The 16,535-nt window shown below is 43.9% G+C and carries 14 protein-coding genes; 5 read left to right on the top strand and 9 right to left on the bottom strand.

Annotated elements, in window-relative coordinates; all coding sequences use genetic code 11:
• Positions 1-337: 337 nt before the first annotated feature.
• Both HMPREF2918_RS10110 and HMPREF2918_RS10105 read left to right on the top strand, forming a co-directional pair.
• A complete protein-coding gene (locus HMPREF2918_RS10110; protein ID WP_070507054.1) occupies positions 338-1,999 on the top strand; it encodes a C69 family dipeptidase in 1,662 nt (553 codons plus the stop codon).
• Entirely contained in the window at positions 1,992-2,819 is an 828-nt protein-coding gene (locus HMPREF2918_RS10105) for a PrsW family glutamic-type intramembrane protease (RefSeq protein ID WP_070507057.1), read from the top strand. Before HMPREF2918_RS10110 ends, HMPREF2918_RS10105 begins: the two co-directional genes overlap by 8 nt.
• 308 nt (positions 2,820-3,127) lie before the next feature.
• Here HMPREF2918_RS10105 and HMPREF2918_RS10100 read toward each other — a convergent pair whose 3' ends face one another.
• From HMPREF2918_RS10100 to pflB, 6 genes are all read right to left on the bottom strand, one after another.
• Positions 3,128-4,390: a hydroxymethylglutaryl-CoA reductase, degradative gene (locus HMPREF2918_RS10100; protein WP_070595529.1), complete on the bottom strand. Its 1,263-nt coding sequence runs from the start codon at positions 4,388-4,390 to the stop codon at positions 3,128-3,130.
• On the bottom strand, positions 4,390-5,562 hold the full coding sequence (locus tag HMPREF2918_RS10095; protein ID WP_070595527.1) for a hydroxymethylglutaryl-CoA synthase: 1,173 nt from the start codon (positions 5,560-5,562) through the stop codon (positions 4,390-4,392). Before HMPREF2918_RS10095 ends, HMPREF2918_RS10100 begins: the two co-directional genes overlap by 1 nt.
• Positions 5,563-5,748: 186 nt before the next feature.
• A complete protein-coding gene (locus HMPREF2918_RS10090) occupies positions 5,749-5,979 on the bottom strand; it encodes a hypothetical protein (protein WP_070595560.1) in 231 nt (76 codons plus the stop codon).
• Between the two features lie 106 nt (positions 5,980-6,085).
• Positions 6,086-6,553, bottom strand: a complete 468-nt coding sequence (locus HMPREF2918_RS10085) for a threonine/serine exporter family protein (RefSeq protein WP_070595558.1) — start codon at positions 6,551-6,553, stop codon at positions 6,086-6,088.
• A 4-nt stretch (positions 6,554-6,557) separates the two neighbouring features.
• Positions 6,558-7,316: a threonine/serine exporter family protein gene (locus HMPREF2918_RS10080; RefSeq protein WP_070595526.1), complete on the bottom strand. Its 759-nt coding sequence runs from the start codon at positions 7,314-7,316 to the stop codon at positions 6,558-6,560.
• A gap of 419 nt (positions 7,317-7,735) precedes the next feature.
• Positions 7,736-10,051: a formate C-acetyltransferase gene (pflB, locus tag HMPREF2918_RS10075; protein WP_070595524.1), complete on the bottom strand. Its 2,316-nt coding sequence runs from the start codon at positions 10,049-10,051 to the stop codon at positions 7,736-7,738.
• Between the two features lie 260 nt (positions 10,052-10,311).
• On the opposite strand from pflB, the gene dinB reads away from it, so the two are divergent.
• A complete protein-coding gene (dinB, locus tag HMPREF2918_RS10070; protein WP_024054655.1) occupies positions 10,312-11,418 on the top strand; it encodes a DNA polymerase IV in 1,107 nt (368 codons plus the stop codon).
• A gap of 8 nt (positions 11,419-11,426) precedes the next feature.
• Here dinB and HMPREF2918_RS10065 read toward each other — a convergent pair whose 3' ends face one another.
• From HMPREF2918_RS10065 to rnhC, 3 genes are all read right to left on the bottom strand, one after another.
• Complete coding sequence (locus HMPREF2918_RS10065; protein ID WP_070595521.1) at positions 11,427-13,859, bottom strand: SF1B family DNA helicase RecD2; 2,433 nt, start codon at positions 13,857-13,859, stop codon at positions 11,427-11,429.
• 67 nt (positions 13,860-13,926) lie between these two features.
• Positions 13,927-14,577, bottom strand: a complete 651-nt coding sequence (gene lepB / locus HMPREF2918_RS10060) for a signal peptidase I (RefSeq protein ID WP_003008799.1) — start codon at positions 14,575-14,577, stop codon at positions 13,927-13,929.
• A gap of 3 nt (positions 14,578-14,580) precedes the next feature.
• Positions 14,581-15,480: a ribonuclease HIII gene (gene rnhC, locus HMPREF2918_RS10055; RefSeq protein ID WP_070595519.1), complete on the bottom strand. Its 900-nt coding sequence runs from the start codon at positions 15,478-15,480 to the stop codon at positions 14,581-14,583.
• Between the two features lie 136 nt (positions 15,481-15,616).
• Here rnhC and HMPREF2918_RS10050 point away from each other — a divergent pair, with 136 nt between their 5' ends.
• Both HMPREF2918_RS10050 and HMPREF2918_RS10045 read left to right on the top strand, forming a co-directional pair.
• Positions 15,617-15,907, top strand: a complete 291-nt coding sequence (locus tag HMPREF2918_RS10050) for a hypothetical protein (RefSeq protein WP_003005477.1) — start codon at positions 15,617-15,619, stop codon at positions 15,905-15,907.
• 10 nt (positions 15,908-15,917) lie between these two features.
• Positions 15,918-16,472 (top strand): CvpA family protein, encoded by a 555-nt coding sequence (locus HMPREF2918_RS10045; protein WP_021153876.1) that lies wholly within the window; start codon positions 15,918-15,920, stop codon positions 16,470-16,472.
• Positions 16,473-16,535 lie beyond the last annotated feature (63 nt).

Genomic DNA, 16,535 nt, shown 5'->3' with positions numbered 1-16,535 from the left:
TTTGAACCTAAGGTTTCAAAACTCCCGAGTGCCTGAAACGTTTTTGTTTCAGGCACTTTTCTCACGGCAGAAAGTTTTCGTATATTATGATTCATTTTGAAAATTAGAACTCTTTTATAGTTCTTTGAAGAATCACTTAACCTATTTTACTTAAAAATTAGTTCCTATTCGTTTAGGATTGGCAAAATAAGCTAATCCTTTCTTTTTTTGAAAAAGTGTTTTCCCTCAAAAATTCTGATAGTTTACGAATCCTTTACGGTTGCTGGAATCGCTTGCAAAACAGGATCGTAAAAGAGTATACTAAATAAGGAAAAACATTTTTAAAAAGGAGTTTAGGATGAAGAAGCACTATTTTCGCTCAGCTGTAGCAGCCTTGCTTCCGCTTTTGTTGATTGCTCAACCTGTTGAGGCCTGTACGGGGTTCATCATCGGAAAGAAACTGACGGCCGACGGCTCGACCTTGGTAGGGCGTACCGAAGATTTAGAGCCCAACCATAATAAAAACTTTGTGGTCAGAGAGCGCGTCTACAATAAAAAAGGTGCCATCTTTGAGGATGCCGCCAACGGTTTTCAATATCCCTTGCCAGAGATTAGCTATAAGTATACAGCAGTCCCAGATGTCACCCCAGATCAGGGAATTTTTGACGAAGCAGGATTCAATGAATATGGGGTTTCCATTTCTGCTACTGTATCTGCTTCAGCAAATGACAAGATCCAAAAGGTGGATCCCTATGTCAAGGATGGCCTCGCAGAATCAGGCTTGACCAGTATCGTTCTCCCAAGTGTGAAAACCGCAAGAGAAGGGGTTGAACTCATTGCTAAAATCGTCGAAGAAAAAGGCGCTGCAGAAGGAAATATTGTGACCATTGCCGATAAAGAAGGCGTCTGGTATATGGAAATCCTATCTGGTCACCAATATGCAGCGATTCTCTTCCCAGAGGATCGGTTTGCGGTCTTTCCAAATACTTTCTTCTTAGGGCATGTCGATCTATCGGATACCGAACGCACGATCGCCTCAAAAGATCTTGAAAAAGTCGCCAAAGAAGCCAATAGCTATAAGGAAGTGGACGGAAAATTCCACGTTTCTCAATCCTATAATCCGCCTTTGCAAGAAGCAGATCGCTCTCGGGTTTGGTCGGGAATCAAATCGCTAGACCCAAGCTCTCCTGTTAAATATGACGATGCGTCCTTTGACCTGCTTCATACAACCGATCGAAAATTAACCCTCCGCGATGCCATGAATCTGCAACGCAATCGTTTGGAAGGAACCAAATATAAACCACAGGATCAAATGGAGCTGGATGGAAAAGGCATTCCGAAAAAAGGGGAGTTTGATGAGGTTTATAAATACCCTATTTCCAATCCAAATGTCATGGAGGCCCATATTTTCCAACTGAAAGACGATGTCCCAGCGAGTGCAGGTGGAGGCACCATGTGGCTGTCGATGGGTAGTCCACGAAATGCTCCATACCTACCCTACTATGGCAATATTCTCAACACCTATCAAGCCTACCAAGAATTAGGGGATCATTACAATGATCGCTCTTGGTATTGGACTATTTCAAGAATCAATGACCTTGTGGCCAAATATCCAGATTTATTCGAAGATGGGGCGATTCGTACTGAAATGGAACGATTGGAGTCTCAGTGGATGGTCGAACAAGATCTGAGTGATCAGGAACAAATTGCCCTTGCTTCTCAGCCTGAAGAAGCGAGTGAGAAGGCAACAGAGGAAAGCTTGGCAAGAGCTGAGAAAACCTTCGAACGCTTGCAAGAAATCAGAAAAGAAGCAGAACAAAAGGTAGCAGATGAACACGGAAAAAGTGCCCTGCAGGATCTAGATGACGAAGAAGATGCTGCTTATGAAGAGAAGATTGATCTCGTTGATTTTGACTATGATTACATTCTAGCAGCAGGCTTGTTCGGGGCAACCCTTCTAGCGATTGTGATCTACCTGATTCGCTCAAAGAAACAAAAGGGAGGAAAACAAGATGACTAAAATTCAAAGAGCCTCGATCTATCTTTTTCTACTGTTGGCAGGAATTGGCTTGGAGTTTGAACTCGGTCATCTTTCTCAACAAGAATTTAGCCAGTCTGCAGGCAGAGACTTGGTCTTAAACTTGTCTGTTTTAGCTGCTATTATTATCCCGCTCTATCTCTTTTCAAAACGATTGGCCAAGCAGTTGTCTGTTCCAACCTATCTCTTATGGATTGCCATGTTTGGAGGAGCCTTCGTAGCAGGCTGGTTGAGCTTTTCAGGCAATAGCTTGATTGATATTATGAATAGCCATGTGATCAAGGATGCCACTGTCTTTAACAAGTGGACGGATGCTTTGACGGCCCCGTTTTCAGAGGAATTCTTTAAGGCTCTAGTTGCCTTTTGGGTTGTCTTGATGGTTGGCAAGAAAGATCTAAAAGCGATTCTAATTGCAGGCTTGGGCTCTGGCTTTGGTTTTCAAATCATTGAGGATTTAGGGTACGTTGCCCGCCAAACCAAAACCAGCCAATTAGCTGCGGTTACTGAGGCCATTAACCGGATCTCTGGTGGATTAGCTTCACATGCCCTCTATACAGCTGTTGTATCCGTTGGTGTCTTCCTCTTGTTGTCTCAAGTGACTCAGAAAAAGGAAAAAATCTTTGGGCTCTGGTGTGTTCTCTCGACAGTAGCCAATCACTTCTTATGGAACTCTCCGTTTTATGAAACAGACCATCGGATTAATCTTCTCGTCGGACTACTCTTTGCCGTCCAAGTAGGGACCTTTATCGAAGTGGTGCTCTATACCAAGAAACATCCCGAGTTGCCATTTTTAAAACAATAAGAAAAATTTTTCAAACACAAAAGAACTAAGACGTGGGTCTTAGTTCTCAAAGTGAAGATAAAATCATCTTAGAAACTTTCCTTAGGTGAAGACGGACGTCAGCGAACTTCTACGAAGTTCCATGACTAATTATTGAGCCTAAGGTCTCAATAATTCCGAGTGCTAGAAACAAAAGTGTTTCTAGCACTTTTTTCACGGCGGAAAGTTTCATTATATTCTCGATTCATTTAAAAAATTAGAACTCATTTTTATTTCTTTGCAGGATCACTTGACTTAATTTACTAAAGAATTAGTTTGTCTTAGTTCTTTTATTTTCTCAATTCTTGTAAGAGTGTTTGTGCCTTCTCTAAGTTAAAGGGTTTGTTTTCAAGGAGTTGGCTGACCAATCGGGGAACTTCCTCTTCCTTAGCACCTGCTAGAAGGGCTAGGGAGCGTGCTTGGAGTTTCATATGTCCTGCTTGGATTCCTGTGGTGACAAGGGCTTTGAGGGCTGCGAAATTCTGCGCCAAACCGAGCGAAGCGATGATACCGGCTAATTCAATAGCAGAAGGTTCTCCTAGTAAACGGTGGCTGACTTGAACCGTAGGGTTGAGGCCAATGGAGCCTCCTTTTGTCGCAACCGGCATTGGCAGGGTAATCTCTCCATAGAGTTTTTTCTCTTCTGGCTGACTTTTCCAGTGACTTAAGCCCTTGTATGGACCGCTTTGTGCGGCATAGGCATGGGCTCCTGCTTCGATGGCCCGCCAGTCATTTCCTGTAGCAAGGACCAGGGCATCAATCCCGTTAAAAATTCCCTTGTTATGAGTGGCTGCACGGTAAGGATCCACTTGAGCCAGTTGGCTAGCTAGCTCCATCCGGTGGGCAATCTCAACGGCTTCCTCAGGATTTCGACTCAGTGCTTTAAAATCAATGGCACACCTTGCACTCACCAAAGAGCGCGTGGCCAAGTTGGATAAAATCGCCATTAAGGCCTGTCCACCAGAGAGTTCTTGGATGCGATCGGTCAGAGCTTCCAGCATCGTGTTGAGCATATTGGCCCCCATGGCTTCTTTAGGATCGACAGCCAAGTAGACAATGAGAAAGTTCCCCTTGTTTTCGACCCACAGATCCCTCGCTCCGCCTCCACGCTTGACGATAGAAGGATAGGCTTCATTAGCCAGCTGAAGAAGAGTTTCCTTGTCTTCTAGGATGCGCTTGCTAGCCATTTCCACATCCTTAACATCTGTCAGAGCAATCTCACCGATCATTTGGCGCTGGTGTACCTGGGTGGTGAAGCCACCCGAACGTTGGATGAGCTTGGCCGCAAAGCTGGCAGCTGCAACCACGGAAGGCTCTTCTGTGACCATAGGAAGGACATAGTCACGACCATTGATCAGAAAATAAGGAGCGAGGCTAAAAGGCAAGTCAAAAGTCGACAAGACATTTTCCGTCAATTGATCTGCAATAGAAAGGGGAAGTCCCTTTTGTTCTTTTAAGATCTGTGCTTCATCCCAAGTTAAGAGGCCTTCCTTCAGTAAGGCCTCTATGCGTTCTGTGGGAGAAAGTTTTGCAAAGCCTGGTAATCGTGCCATTATTTTTCTACTTTCTGGTAAGTGCGTTGGTGTTCCTTGATCTCTGTCAAAGCATAAGTTTGAAGCGTAGCAGGCTCAAACACTTGATTGCCATTAGAGTCTAGATCTGCTTCCTCATAAAAGAGTCGTTCGTAGTCAGCAACACTAAGAACCGTCCGTTGATCTAGTTTGTCCATACGTTTGTGATCTAGGAGTTGCTCAAAACCAGGAACGAGATTGGCACTAAAGATCTCAGAAACAGCTCCACTTCCATAACTAAAGAGGGCGATTCGGTCTCCAGCTTTGAGTTGGGGGTCATTTTCCAGTAGTGACAGCAATCCTAGGAAAAGAGATCCAGTGTAGATATTTCCCACGCGTTGGCTGTATAGAATCGATTGATCAAAGTTGTATTGTAATTGGTCTTTTTTCTCTTCTGATACTGACTTATCCAGGATTTTTTTCAAGCCCTTGAGAGCTAATTTCGGATAAGGCAAGTGGAAGCAGACAGCTGCAAAGTCTGTCAAGGCAAGACCAGTCCGTTTCTGGTATTCCGCCCAGGTTGTTTTCAGAGAATCTAGATATTGTTGCGTCGAATAAATCCCATTCACGAAGGGAGTTGTCGCGTAATTTGGACGCCAAAAATCCATGACATCGCGTGTTTGGGCAACATTATCATCGTTAAAAGATAGAACACGAGGATTTTGGCTGATCAGCATAGCAACCGCTCCGGCACCTTGTGTTGGTTCACCAGGAGTCCCAATTCCGTATTTAGCAATGTCACTGGCAATGACCAAAACCTTACTCTGAGGGAATTTTTCAACATGGAGTTTAGCATAATCCAAGGCAGCAGTCGCAGCATAGCAGGCTTCTTTCATCTCAAAAGAGCGGGCGAAAGGCTGGATATCTAGTAAGCCATGGACAAACACAGCAGCAGCCTTACTCTGGTCAATTCCAGATTCTGTCGCAAGAATCACCATGTCGATCGCTTCTTTATCTTCGTCTGTTAAAATATCATCTGCTGCAGTAGCAGCCAATGTGACGATGTCTTCTGTGATCGGTGCCACGCTTTGTTCTTTTAAGAGAAGACCCTTGCTCAGTTTTTCGGGATCGGTATCACGAGCAGTAGCCAAATCTTCTAAACGCAAGACATAAGGGCTCGTCGCAAAACCAATCTTATCAATCCCAATTGTCATTCTTAACCTCTTTTTTATTTGATATCTACTAGTATATTTCGTTACTATTTTACCATATTTAAGGGTAAAACTCCCTTGAAAAAGCTAGATCAGCAAGGAAATCATTCTCGGGACCGATTTTGCAATGTTTCAAAGAAAAATAGAGAATCTATAAGAAAAAGCCATCCTCAGATGGCTTTTCAACTCTTATCCTTGCTTATCTTTTTTAGGATTGCTCATGATTCGTATGAAGAGTTCTTTGCATTTGTCTCTTAGAACTTTTTCGTAGAAGACGAGTATAGCGATGTCCGCAATCAGAAAGATCAAGGTCAGATAGAACAAGTCAAATGAATTGCGGGCATAGTAAGTCGCTGATAGATAGGAGGAGAAGGATCCTAGAATCACCCAAGGAAGATACTTGATATACTTGTTTACCATCATACAGCACCTCACATACTTTAAAGGATTTGTTTTTTCACTATCATTGTACTCCTTTTAAACAAAAATACAAGCGATTACATAGATAAGTTTTGAAAAACCAATGCTAGTTGGCATTGGTCGTGTTTCTTTTTTGATGACGTTGGTAGGAATGGTAGAGTTTCAAGACGACAGATCCACTAGCCATCCCGATGGAGATGACCAAGGCCAGAATCACAACTAGGGTCACGCTGGTCACTGCTTGGCGATATTGGCCACTGACAAAGAAGGAAGTGGTTCGATAGGAAATATATCCTGGAACCAAGGGCGCGAGAATGGACAACATAAAGACCACGACAGGCGTCTTGAGAATGATACTTAAAATCTGACTGATACAGGAGCCGACAATGGCTGCGATAAAGGTTGCAACGATGACATTGGTAGGCCCTTTCAGGATATAGTAAAGTAGCCAGATGCCCATACCGAGGATTCCTCCAGGAATCAACATGGAGCGTTGCACATTTAGGACGATTAAAAAGGTGATGATGGCAATCAAACTGGCCACCGCTTGGATTAAAAATTCAGTTAGGTTCATCATTTTATTTCATAAGGACGAGGGCGACCGTTGTACCGGCACCAAGTGCAAGAGTAATGAGGAGAGTCTCAAAGAGTTTGCTCATCCCAGAGTTGAGGTGGTAATTCATGAGATCGCGGACAGCATTGGTCATAGCGATTCCAGGAACGAAGGGCATGACACAGCCTGCGATAATGAGATCGGTATTGGAAGAAAAACCACTATAGCGCGTCCAGATATGGGCCAAAAAACCAAAGACAAAGGCGGCTGCAAAGGCAGTGACAAAAGGAATGCGAACGTATTTCTCAACGACAAGAGAAAAAGCAAAGGCAAAGACAGTCGCAATACCCGCTCCAATCGCATCATAGAAATTTCCTCCAAACATGATGGAGAAGAAAGGTGCACTGAGGGTTGCCGCAATGGTCAACTGGAGATTGGTATAAGGAACGCGCTTCATTTTCAACTCGCTCAGGGCTTGGTAGGCTTGCTTGAGATCGATCTCTCCAGAGACGAGTTGACGGGAGATCTGATTGACGTCACAGACCTTTTCGATATTGTAATTGGTCCGCAAGATCCGTTTCATGCGCGTGACATTGGCATTCTCGATTGAAAAGAAAATAGCGACTGGCATCGCTAAAACATTGCAATCGACGATTCCCTGTGAATGGGCGATCCGGATCATGGTATCTTCGACCCGGTGAATCTCAGAACCGCTCTCGATCAGGAGGGTTCCAGCTAACATCAGGACGTCGATCACTTGGTTGATCTGTTTTGACTCTTCCATAATTTCCTTCTTACTAAATAATCTGTTTCTATTATAGCAAAAAAGGACGAGAGACAGAACTAAAATCTGACAATTCTAGTTTGTTTCTTATCCTTTCTGAATTCGTTTAGAATAGCTATTGTTTAGGCTTATCATTCGCTAACTCGGGTGGTGGTGCTGCACGGTGCTGTCCTGGACGAGAAGGGTTGCTAAAAAGATCAGTGCAATCAGGATAAAGAGCCAAATAATAGCGAAAATAAATGTTAAAAACATAGGATCACCCCTTCTATATTATTTACAGCTCTACTATAACACTTGGAGAAAGCGCTGTCAAACCCTATATAGTAAGCTCTTAAACTCTTTCAAAATTCAGAATACTCTTGCGATGGGGATGAAAAAACCAGCCGTTTCCGACTGGTTTTTTAGGATCTATTTGAATCTTAGTTCAAGGCATCATCCATTGAAAGAACTTCGTGGAAGACACGTTGTGTCAATTCAGTTTTTTGTTCTGGAGTGAGGTATTTAGTGTTTACACAGTATCCAGAGATACGAACGATAACATCTTCACCTGACATGATCTTTTCGTAAACATCGTTCAAGTCCATAACGTTCAAGTTAACGTGTTGTCCACCGTTTTCGAAGTAACCATCAAGGATAGTTACCAAGTTATCAACTTGTTCGTCACGAGTTTTACCAAGAGCACGTGGTGAAACTTGAGTAGTGAGTGAGATACCGTCAGCTGCATAACCAAAGTCAAGGCTAGAAAGTGAGTTCAAGTTTTGCAACCATCCACCTTTAGCTTTGTTAGATGGGTTAGCACCTGGTGAGAAGAATTCCAATTTAGACAAGTTCACAGAACCATCTTCGTTGAGGTATACCCCTTTGTGGACTGGTGAGTTACCAGTTTGTTTAGAGTAAGCAACGTTAGAAGTGATGGTAAGAAGTGAAACAGTTGCTTCAGCGTTCTTGTAAAGTTTGTGGCTGCGAAGACGAGTAGTGTAAGCTTCGATCAACCATTCTGCCAATTCGTTAGAACGTGGGTCATCTTCACCCCAACGTGGGTATTCACCGATTGTTTCGTAATCGTAGATGTAGCCATCTTCGTCACGGATTGGTTTAACAGTAGCGTATTTGATTGCTGACAAAGTATCAACAGTGTTAGCGAATCCACAGATACCGAATCCCATGTTAGCGCGTTGGTGAGTTGGCAAGAAGGCCATTTGAACAGCTTCGTAGTTGTACTTATCAGTCATGTAGTGGATGATGTTCAAAGCATCTACGTAAGTGTCTGTCAACCAGTCAAGAGATTTTTCGAAGTTTGCTTTAACAGATTCGAATTCAAGAACTTCGTCACGGATTGGATCGATGTCAAATACTTTGTAGTCTTTATGAACATCGTCGTAACCACCGTTCAAACCAGTAAGAAGAGCTTTAAGAACGTTAACACGAGCACCGAAGTATTGGATGTTGTGGCGTTGTTCTTCGTTTTCTGGGTCAAGTGGAGATACACAACATGAGATACAGCTCATTTCACCGTATCCGTCTTTGGCCATTGTTGTTACACCTTCGTATTGGATAGAAGAGTGTTTGTGGCTCATGTGCATACAGTAGCGACGGAAGCTATATGGCAATTTGTCAGTCCAAAGAACTGTCAAGTTTGGTTCTGGAGAGTTACCGATGTTGTCCAAAGTGTTCAAGAAACGGTAGTCCATCTTCGTAACACGGTGACGTCCGTCGTTACCCATACCAGCCATAGAAGTTGTGATGAAGGTTGGGTCACCTGAGTACAATTGGTCGTAAGCTTTTGTACGAGCAAATTTAACAGTACGCAATTTCATAACGAAATCGTCAACGAATTCTTGGATTTCTGATTCAGTAAATGTACCACGAGCCAAGTCACGTTCAGCGTAGATATCCAAAACGATTGGCACACGTCCAAGAGAAGTAGCAGCACCGTTGATCACACGGCAGACAGCCATGAAGGCGATGTTTGTCCATTGGATTGCTTCTTTTGTATTGAAGGCAGGACGACGCACATCTACACCATAAAGGTCACCCAATTTAACAACTTCTTGAAGTGCTTGGTATTGAAGGTTTACTTCTTCACGAAGACGGATTGATTCTTCATCGATTTCAGTAATAGAGTTCCAGTCGCTTGCTTTTTCAGCCATCAAGTAGTCAGCACCGTAAAGAGCCAAACGTGCATAAACCCCGATGATACGTCCACGAGAGTATGCATCTGGAAGACCAGTTACAGTGTGAGCGTGACGTGCACGACGGATGTTTGTAGTATAAGCACGGAAGATACCATCGTTTACAGTTGTAACGTATTTTGTGAAGATTTCATGAACTGCTGGATCTGGTTCGTATCCATTTTCTTTCAAAGTAGTTTCCGCCATACGGATACCACCACGAGGCATGAAGTTCAATTTGAACAATTCATCATTTTGGATACCGAAGATCAATTCGTTTTCTTTGTCGATATATCCAGCTGCGATATCAGCGATAGATGTTGGACGGTTATCGTATGGGAAACGAGTTTCTTCGTAATGAGCTTTTGTTTCTTCAACAATCTTCTTGATGTGAAGAGAACGTTCAGTTGGACCAGCTAGGAAGCTTTCATCTCCATCATAAGGTGTGTAGTTAGCTTGAACGAAGCGAGAAACGCTTGCTTTTTCTTTCCAATCTTCACCTTTGAAGCCTTCCCAGGCTTTGTCAAAAATATCTTGTGCTTCAACGACTGTTTTAACAACCATTTTTATTTTCCTCTATTGTCTTTCTAGCAACTATATCTGTTGCACTTACAATAGTAGTATACCATACAGAAACCGGTTACACAAAGACAAATTGCGAAAAATAGCAGATTCTTTTATAATACAGTTTCAATTCTTCTGTGATACTGTACTACATTTTTGAAAATGAACACGAATTTCCATCAATTTTCATGTTTTTAGGAAGGGCCGATTTTTGCAATTCTAAAATTTTCTTCTTATAATAGAAAAAAGGAGGGTGAAAAATGCTGATATTTCCATTGGTGAATGATACGAGTCGCAAGATTATTCATATTGATATGGATGCATTTTTTGCTGCTGTAGAAGAAAGAGACAACCCTAGTTTAAAGGGGAAGCCTGTCGTAATTGGCCAGGACCCTCGTCAATCAGGAGGGAGAGGTGTGGTCTCGACCTGTAACTATGAAGCACGGAAATATGGGATTCATTCGGCTATGAGTTCTAAAGAAGCACTAGATCTTTGTCCCCAAGCGATCTTTATCTCTGGGAATTATGAAAAATACCGAGAAGTGGGCGAACAGGTTCGTGAGATTTTTAAGCGCTATACAGATCTGATCGAGCCTATGAGTATTGATGAAGCCTATCTAGATGTGACGGAAAATAAAATCCAGAGCAAATCAGCTGTCAAAATCGCTCGCTTGATTCAGCATGCGATCTGGGAAGAGTTGCATCTCACAGCTTCAGCGGGTGTTTCTTATAATAAGTTTTTGGCCAAGATGGCGAGTGACTACCAAAAGCCCCGTGGTCTTACGGTGGTCTTGCCGGAGGATGCCGAGGATTTCCTGAGCCAGATGGACATTGCCAAATTTCACGGGGTAGGAAAGAAGACAGTGGAGCGACTGCATGAGATGGGTGTCTATACTGGCGCGGATCTTTTAGCCATCCCGGAGATGACCTTGATCGATCAGTTTGGACGCTTTGGCTATGATCTCTTCCGCAAGGCGCGAGGAATTCACAATAACCCTGTCAAGAGCCATCGTATCCGCAAGTCGATCGGAAAAGAGCGGACCTACCGCAAGCTCCTTTATGCTGAAGATGATATTTTAGAAGAAATTGCCAATCTGTCCAGTAAGGTAGCCCAATCGCTGGAAAAAAACGGCAAGCAAGGCAAGACCTTGGTCTTAAAAGTGCGCTATGGAGACTTCACCACCCTGACCAAGCGAATGACATTGACGGAGCCAACACGAGATGCTGAGCGGATCAATCGTTCCGCTCGCCAAATTTTTCAAGAAATCGAATCGACAAATACTGGAATCCGCCTCTTGGGTGTCACCATGACCAATTTCGTCGATCATACTGAGCTGCCTTTGGTGGAAGAAAAAGAAAACGACTAGTTTGTTCACTAGTCGTTTTTTTTGATGTCAAAAAAGGCTGCAATTTCTTCTTCAGTCAGTCCGATCATAGGAGAGATGGTGTGGAGATTGTCTTCTGTCAGTCGATAGACAGTCGGTTCATCAGGCTCAGTCTTCCTTTCAACAGTTTCTTCCTTGCTTCGCGCAGATTCGACTGTAGCAGAAGCAGTGGCAACGGATGAAGAAGAGTCTTTGGTTACCTCGCCTCCGTCCAGGTCCTTGAAGCGTTCCACCAAGTAGGTCTTGCGGGCAGTACCGGTATTTTTAGTGGCGTAATCAAAGGCGCTGTATTCTCCTAAGAGAATCAGCTTGCTCTTAGAGCGCGTGATGGCGGTATAGATCAAATTGCGCTGCAACATCCGGTGACTTTGATTGGTAATGGGTAAAATCACCACCGGGAACTCACTTCCTTGCGATTTGTGAATACTCATCGCATAGGCTAAGCGAATCTTGTACCATTCATTGCGCGGGTAGACGATTTCATTGCCATCAAATTGGATGGTTAATTCATCTTGCTTGGATTCTGTATATTTTCCTGGGAGAAGATCGGTGATGTAGCCAATATCTCCGTTAAAGACATTGCTTTCTGCATCATTGACCAGATGGATGACCTTGTCTCCATCGCGGTATTGGCAGTCTGGCGAGTCAAAGACGACCTGGTCTTTGACAGCTGGATTGAGAAGGTCTTGCATGAGCGTATTGATATTGTCAATGCCGGCCTGGCCCTTGTACATAGGTGCCAAGACTTGGATGTCTCGTGCAGGGATTTGACTGCGAAGGGCAGCAGAAGTGATTTGTTCGATCATCTTAGGGATGTGTTCGCTTCCGGCTTCGAAATAAGAGCGGTCAGCTTTTCGTTCTGTGAAATCTTGAGGAAGCTTGCCTTGGCGAATGTCTCCTGCTAGTGAGACAATGGTCGAGTCCTCACTCTGTCGGAAAATATGTTCGAGTTTGGTCTGAGGGATGCTTGGGATCTGCAAGAGATCAGCCAAGACCTGACCAGGGCTGACGGAAGGTAATTGGTCGGCATCTCCCACAATCAAGAGTTTCGTATCCGTTGCGATGTTGCTAAGTAATTGATTGGCCAGCCAGGTATCAACCATGGAAAACTCGTCCACAATGATAAAGTCTGCATCCAGATAGTCCTCTAAGTGGCTGGTGTCATCATCTCCTGTCATCCCCAAATGGCGGTGGATGGTGGCGCTCGGAAGTCCTGTCAGCTCATTCATGCGCCTAGCTGCCCGTCCCGTTGGGGCAGCCAAGAGGATCGGCAGGTCTTGTTTCTTCCGAAGATCCAGCTGGTGGAGTTGGGCATAGACACTGATCATCCCATTGATAACGGTAGTCTTTCCTGTCCCCGGTCCCCCGGTGAGGATAAAGACCTTGTTTTGGATAGCTTGGTGAATCGCCTCTTTTTGAATCGCATCGTAGCGAATCCCTAAATCTTTTTCAACCGCCTCAATCGCCTGGTTGATTTTCTCAGGGTCAAATGAAGCTTGCTTTCCTTTTTCTAGGAGGCGACCGATATGACTACGAATTCCTTCCTCCGCAAAGAAGAGGCTGTTGTCAAAGATCTTGGTGTCCACGTTTTGGACCTTGTCTTCCTCGATGAGGCGTCCTAATTCTTGGGCGACAGTAGAAGGATCCAATTCTACTGGCCGAGCTGATTCTAACAGGTCAATGGTATAGCGCAGGAGGTCCTTGGCTTCGATGTAGGTATTTCCAGTTTCGATAGAGTAGCTAAAAAGGCTGTGAATCAGGCCCGCGCGGAAACGCTCAGGGGCGTCACTTGCAATCCCCAATTCTTCGGCTAGTTGGTCCGCGATTTTAAAGCCCATACCTTGGATATCTTCCACCAATCGGTAGGGCTGTTGCTCCACGATCTGGAGGGTTTCTTCTTTATAAAAATCTTGGATCTGAAAGGCCAATTTATTGGGAATGCCATAGTTGGCTAGTTGGGCGAGAATGCGCTCCGTTCCGTAATTCTGACGAAGTTTTTCCACAAAAGCCAGGCGGTTTTTCTTGGAGAGACCAGTGATTTCTTTTAATTTTTCAGGGGCTTCCAGAATTTTGTCAATGGTATCGTCCCCATAGAGGTCCACGATTTTTTGGGCTGTTTTGAGACCAATTCCTTTGAAGTGATCGCTGGAAAAATATTTCACCAAGCCTTTGCTAGAGGGTTTGGCACGTTCATAGCGACTGATTTTGAGTTGTTCTCCGTATTTGGGATGATGGACCAGCTCCCCCCAGAAGGTGTAGTCTTCGCCTTCCATGATATCTGCCATGGTGCCCGTCACAATAATCTCAAAATCATCAAAATCTTCGGCGTCTGTATCGCTAATGTCGAGCAAGAGGATTCGAAAAAAACTGCTAGGATTTTCAAAAATAATGCGCTCAATAGTACCAGAAAAATAATATTCCATCATTTCTTTCCTTTTTATAAAGCGAGGCTGGGACATACTTGTCTCAGCCTCAGTCTGTTAATCTATACTAATAAGTTTTGAAAGGGTAGATCGGCCATAGTCTAAAGACGGCTTGTCCTTTGATTTGTTCTTTCTTGAAAGCTCCGACTTGACGGCTATCTTTTGAAACGATCCGGTCATCTCCAAGTAGGAGGTATTCATCGTCGAGCAACTTCAAGGTAAATTTAGGATTGCCATCCTTGTCTACTGTAAAAGCTTGGGCTGTATTGGCCAATTGGCGGAAGAGTTCTCCATTTTCTTCGAACCCTTTTCCAGTGTAGGTTGATTGCAATTTATCTTTTTTGAAACGAGCGATGTAGTCTTTCAAATAGGGCTCATTGGTCTTTTTCCCATTGATGTAGAGGGTATCGTTGTCGTACTGAATGGTATCTCCAGGAAGACCGATGACCCGCTTGACAATGTCCTTGGTTTTGCCGTCGTCGTCTTTTTCATTGGCAACGACAATGTCGAAACGATCAATTGAGAGGTGGTTGACCACAAGGAGATACTCGCTATCTGCTAGGGTTGGATCCATCGAATGGCCGTCCACCTTGACCGGAGCCCAGAGGTAGATGCGAGAGGCGATAATGAGACCAACGATGATGCTGAAGAGGCCCCATTCTTTAAGGAATCTCACCACTGGTGAGCTAGATGACTGTTTTGAACTTCTTTTTGACATAACTTATCTTTCTAGTAATTTCTTTGCTTTTTCTGTGTTTTTAAAATGGAGTTTGGCACAATAACCCAGAGCCTTCATCCCGTAGGTCTGAAGCAATTTAGCAGCGACTTGGTCTGACTTCGCTCCTGCTCCACTAGGGAGATTAAAGCCCAGTTCCTTGCCCAGATCTTCCAGATTTTGAAGGAAGAGATTGCGGGCAATGATGGAACTAACTGCAACCGCTAAATATTTGCTTTCTGCTTTTTCTTCCAACTCAATGGCTTGGGTGACCTGATTTTTTTCAGCTTTCACGTATTTTTGGTAGTTTTTAGCCGTCGTAAAGGCATCGATCACAATTCGTTCTGCTTGGATTCCTTTATTCAATAGAAGATAGATAGCCTGATTGTGCAGGGCCACTTTGACCGAAACAGCATTGTAACCAGAAGCGATCACTTCATTGTACTTCTTAGGGGACAATAAGAGCGCTTGGTGCTGGATGTTTTCCTCAAGGAGAGGAGCCAATTGCTGAATTTTTCGATCATCCAAGGTTTTTGAATCCCCCACACCGAGCTTTTTGAGCCAGTCGTGCTGGTCAGGTGTGACAAAGGATGCAACGACGGTGAGTCCACCAAAATAAGAGCCGTTTCCGACCTCGTCGGTTCCGATCATGGCTAGATCTTGTCCTGCAGATGAAGTAGTAGAACCTTTAGGGTTCCCAGCATCTTGCCCGAAAAAGGCTAGGTAAGGAGTAAGGTCATTGCCCTGAAGCAAGACTTTTCCAGACTTGTAGATCGAAACGGTCGCTCCCTCTAGTCGAAAGAAATAATCCATATGAGGGTTCTTGCTTTGAGAGAGAGAACGGCGATAGGTATGGACAAAATCAAGGATTTGCTCCTGTGTTGGAGTGAGTGTCATACTTTCCATAACCACTATTGTACCACAAATTCAGGGAGAGAGGGAGCAAAAAGAAAGAAAGAATCCACTGGAAAATCCCTGTGAAGAGGGGCTTTGCTACTGACAAAGCTAGCCTTTTTTGGTATAATACCGTGAGGTGATTTTTATGGCGAGCTTAAATAGATATAAATTTACATTTGGAAACAAAGCGCTCACTTTAACAACCAACCATGATAATTTGTTTATGGAAGAAGTCGAACGTGTTGCGAAAGAAAAATACCAAGCAATTAAGGAACAAATGCCAGAGGCAGATGATGAAACCATCGCGATCTTATTGGCAGTAAACAGTTTGTCCATGCAACTGAATCGCGAGATCGAGTTTGACGACAAAGAAAAAGAATTAGATGATTTTCGTCGCAAGGCTTTAGACGACTTAAAGGATAAATCATCCAAATAAGAGGAGATACATGTTAACTTTCTTAATCTTATTGATTTTGGCATGGAGCTTTTATATTGGCTATGCAAGAGGGATTATCCTCCAGTCCTATTACTTTCTAGTGACCTTAGTGGCCCTCTTGATTGCAGGTGGCAGCTACAAGGGACTGGCCAAGGTGTTGTCTCTATGGGTTCCTTTTTCGAGTCCCACCCAGCAATCGGTGAATTATTTTTATGCCAACCGCTACCTATTTCAATTAGATGACATCTTTTATGCAGGTTTAGCTTATGTGTTGATTTTTGCGATGATCTACCTGATTGGTCGTGTGATTGGGATCTTTATGCACTTGGTACCTCAGCCAGAAAAACTGGAGGATCGCAAGTATCAAATTGGAGCGGGTGTGATCGCCGTCGTGATAACTCTCTTGGTCATCCAGATGGGCTTGACTGTCCTCTCAACGGTTCCCATGGCTTCCATCCAAAATAGACTAAATGCAAGTGGATTGATCCGCTTTATCATCCTTCATACCCCGATCAGTTCCAGTCTGTTCCACAACTTGTGGGTGACTGCGATTATCGGAGCTTAAGGAGCAAAAATGAAGAAAGGAGTGAGACAAGTCCGATTCAAGGAAGGACGCTCACTTTTTTTG

The organism is Streptococcus sp. HMSC065C01, assembly GCF_001813525.1.
Classification (GTDB): Bacteria; Bacillota; Bacilli; order Lactobacillales; family Streptococcaceae; genus Streptococcus; species Streptococcus parasanguinis_V.
The sequence above is the reverse complement of the archived record's forward strand: the minus strand, read 5'-3'. Positions and strand labels throughout refer to the sequence as shown.

Coding starts and splice junctions, on each gene's coding strand:
- HMPREF2918_RS10080 (WP_070595526.1), bottom strand. CDS start 7,316: ATGGAAGAGTCAAAACAGATCAACCAAGTGATCGACGTCCTGATGTTA.
- HMPREF2918_RS10095 (WP_070595527.1), bottom strand. CDS start 5,562: ATGACAATTGGGATTGATAAGATTGGTTTTGCGACGAGCCCTTATGTC.
- pflB (WP_070595524.1), bottom strand. CDS start 10,051: ATGGTTGTTAAAACAGTCGTTGAAGCACAAGATATTTTTGACAAAGCC.
- HMPREF2918_RS10090 (WP_070595560.1), bottom strand. CDS start 5,979: ATGGTAAACAAGTATATCAAGTATCTTCCTTGGGTGATTCTAGGATCC.
- HMPREF2918_RS10065 (WP_070595521.1), bottom strand. CDS start 13,859: ATGGAATATTATTTTTCTGGTACTATTGAGCGCATTATTTTTGAAAAT.
- HMPREF2918_RS10105 (WP_070507057.1), top strand. CDS start 1,992: ATGACTAAAATTCAAAGAGCCTCGATCTATCTTTTTCTACTGTTGGCA.
- dinB (WP_024054655.1), top strand. CDS start 10,312: ATGCTGATATTTCCATTGGTGAATGATACGAGTCGCAAGATTATTCAT.
- lepB (WP_003008799.1), bottom strand. CDS start 14,577: ATGTCAAAAAGAAGTTCAAAACAGTCATCTAGCTCACCAGTGGTGAGA.
- HMPREF2918_RS10110 (WP_070507054.1), top strand. CDS start 338: ATGAAGAAGCACTATTTTCGCTCAGCTGTAGCAGCCTTGCTTCCGCTT.
- HMPREF2918_RS10045 (WP_021153876.1), top strand. CDS start 15,918: ATGTTAACTTTCTTAATCTTATTGATTTTGGCATGGAGCTTTTATATT.
- HMPREF2918_RS10100 (WP_070595529.1), bottom strand. CDS start 4,390: ATGGCACGATTACCAGGCTTTGCAAAACTTTCTCCCACAGAACGCATA.
- HMPREF2918_RS10085 (WP_070595558.1), bottom strand. CDS start 6,553: ATGAACCTAACTGAATTTTTAATCCAAGCGGTGGCCAGTTTGATTGCC.
- rnhC (WP_070595519.1), bottom strand. CDS start 15,480: ATGGAAAGTATGACACTCACTCCAACACAGGAGCAAATCCTTGATTTT.
- HMPREF2918_RS10050 (WP_003005477.1), top strand. CDS start 15,617: ATGGCGAGCTTAAATAGATATAAATTTACATTTGGAAACAAAGCGCTC.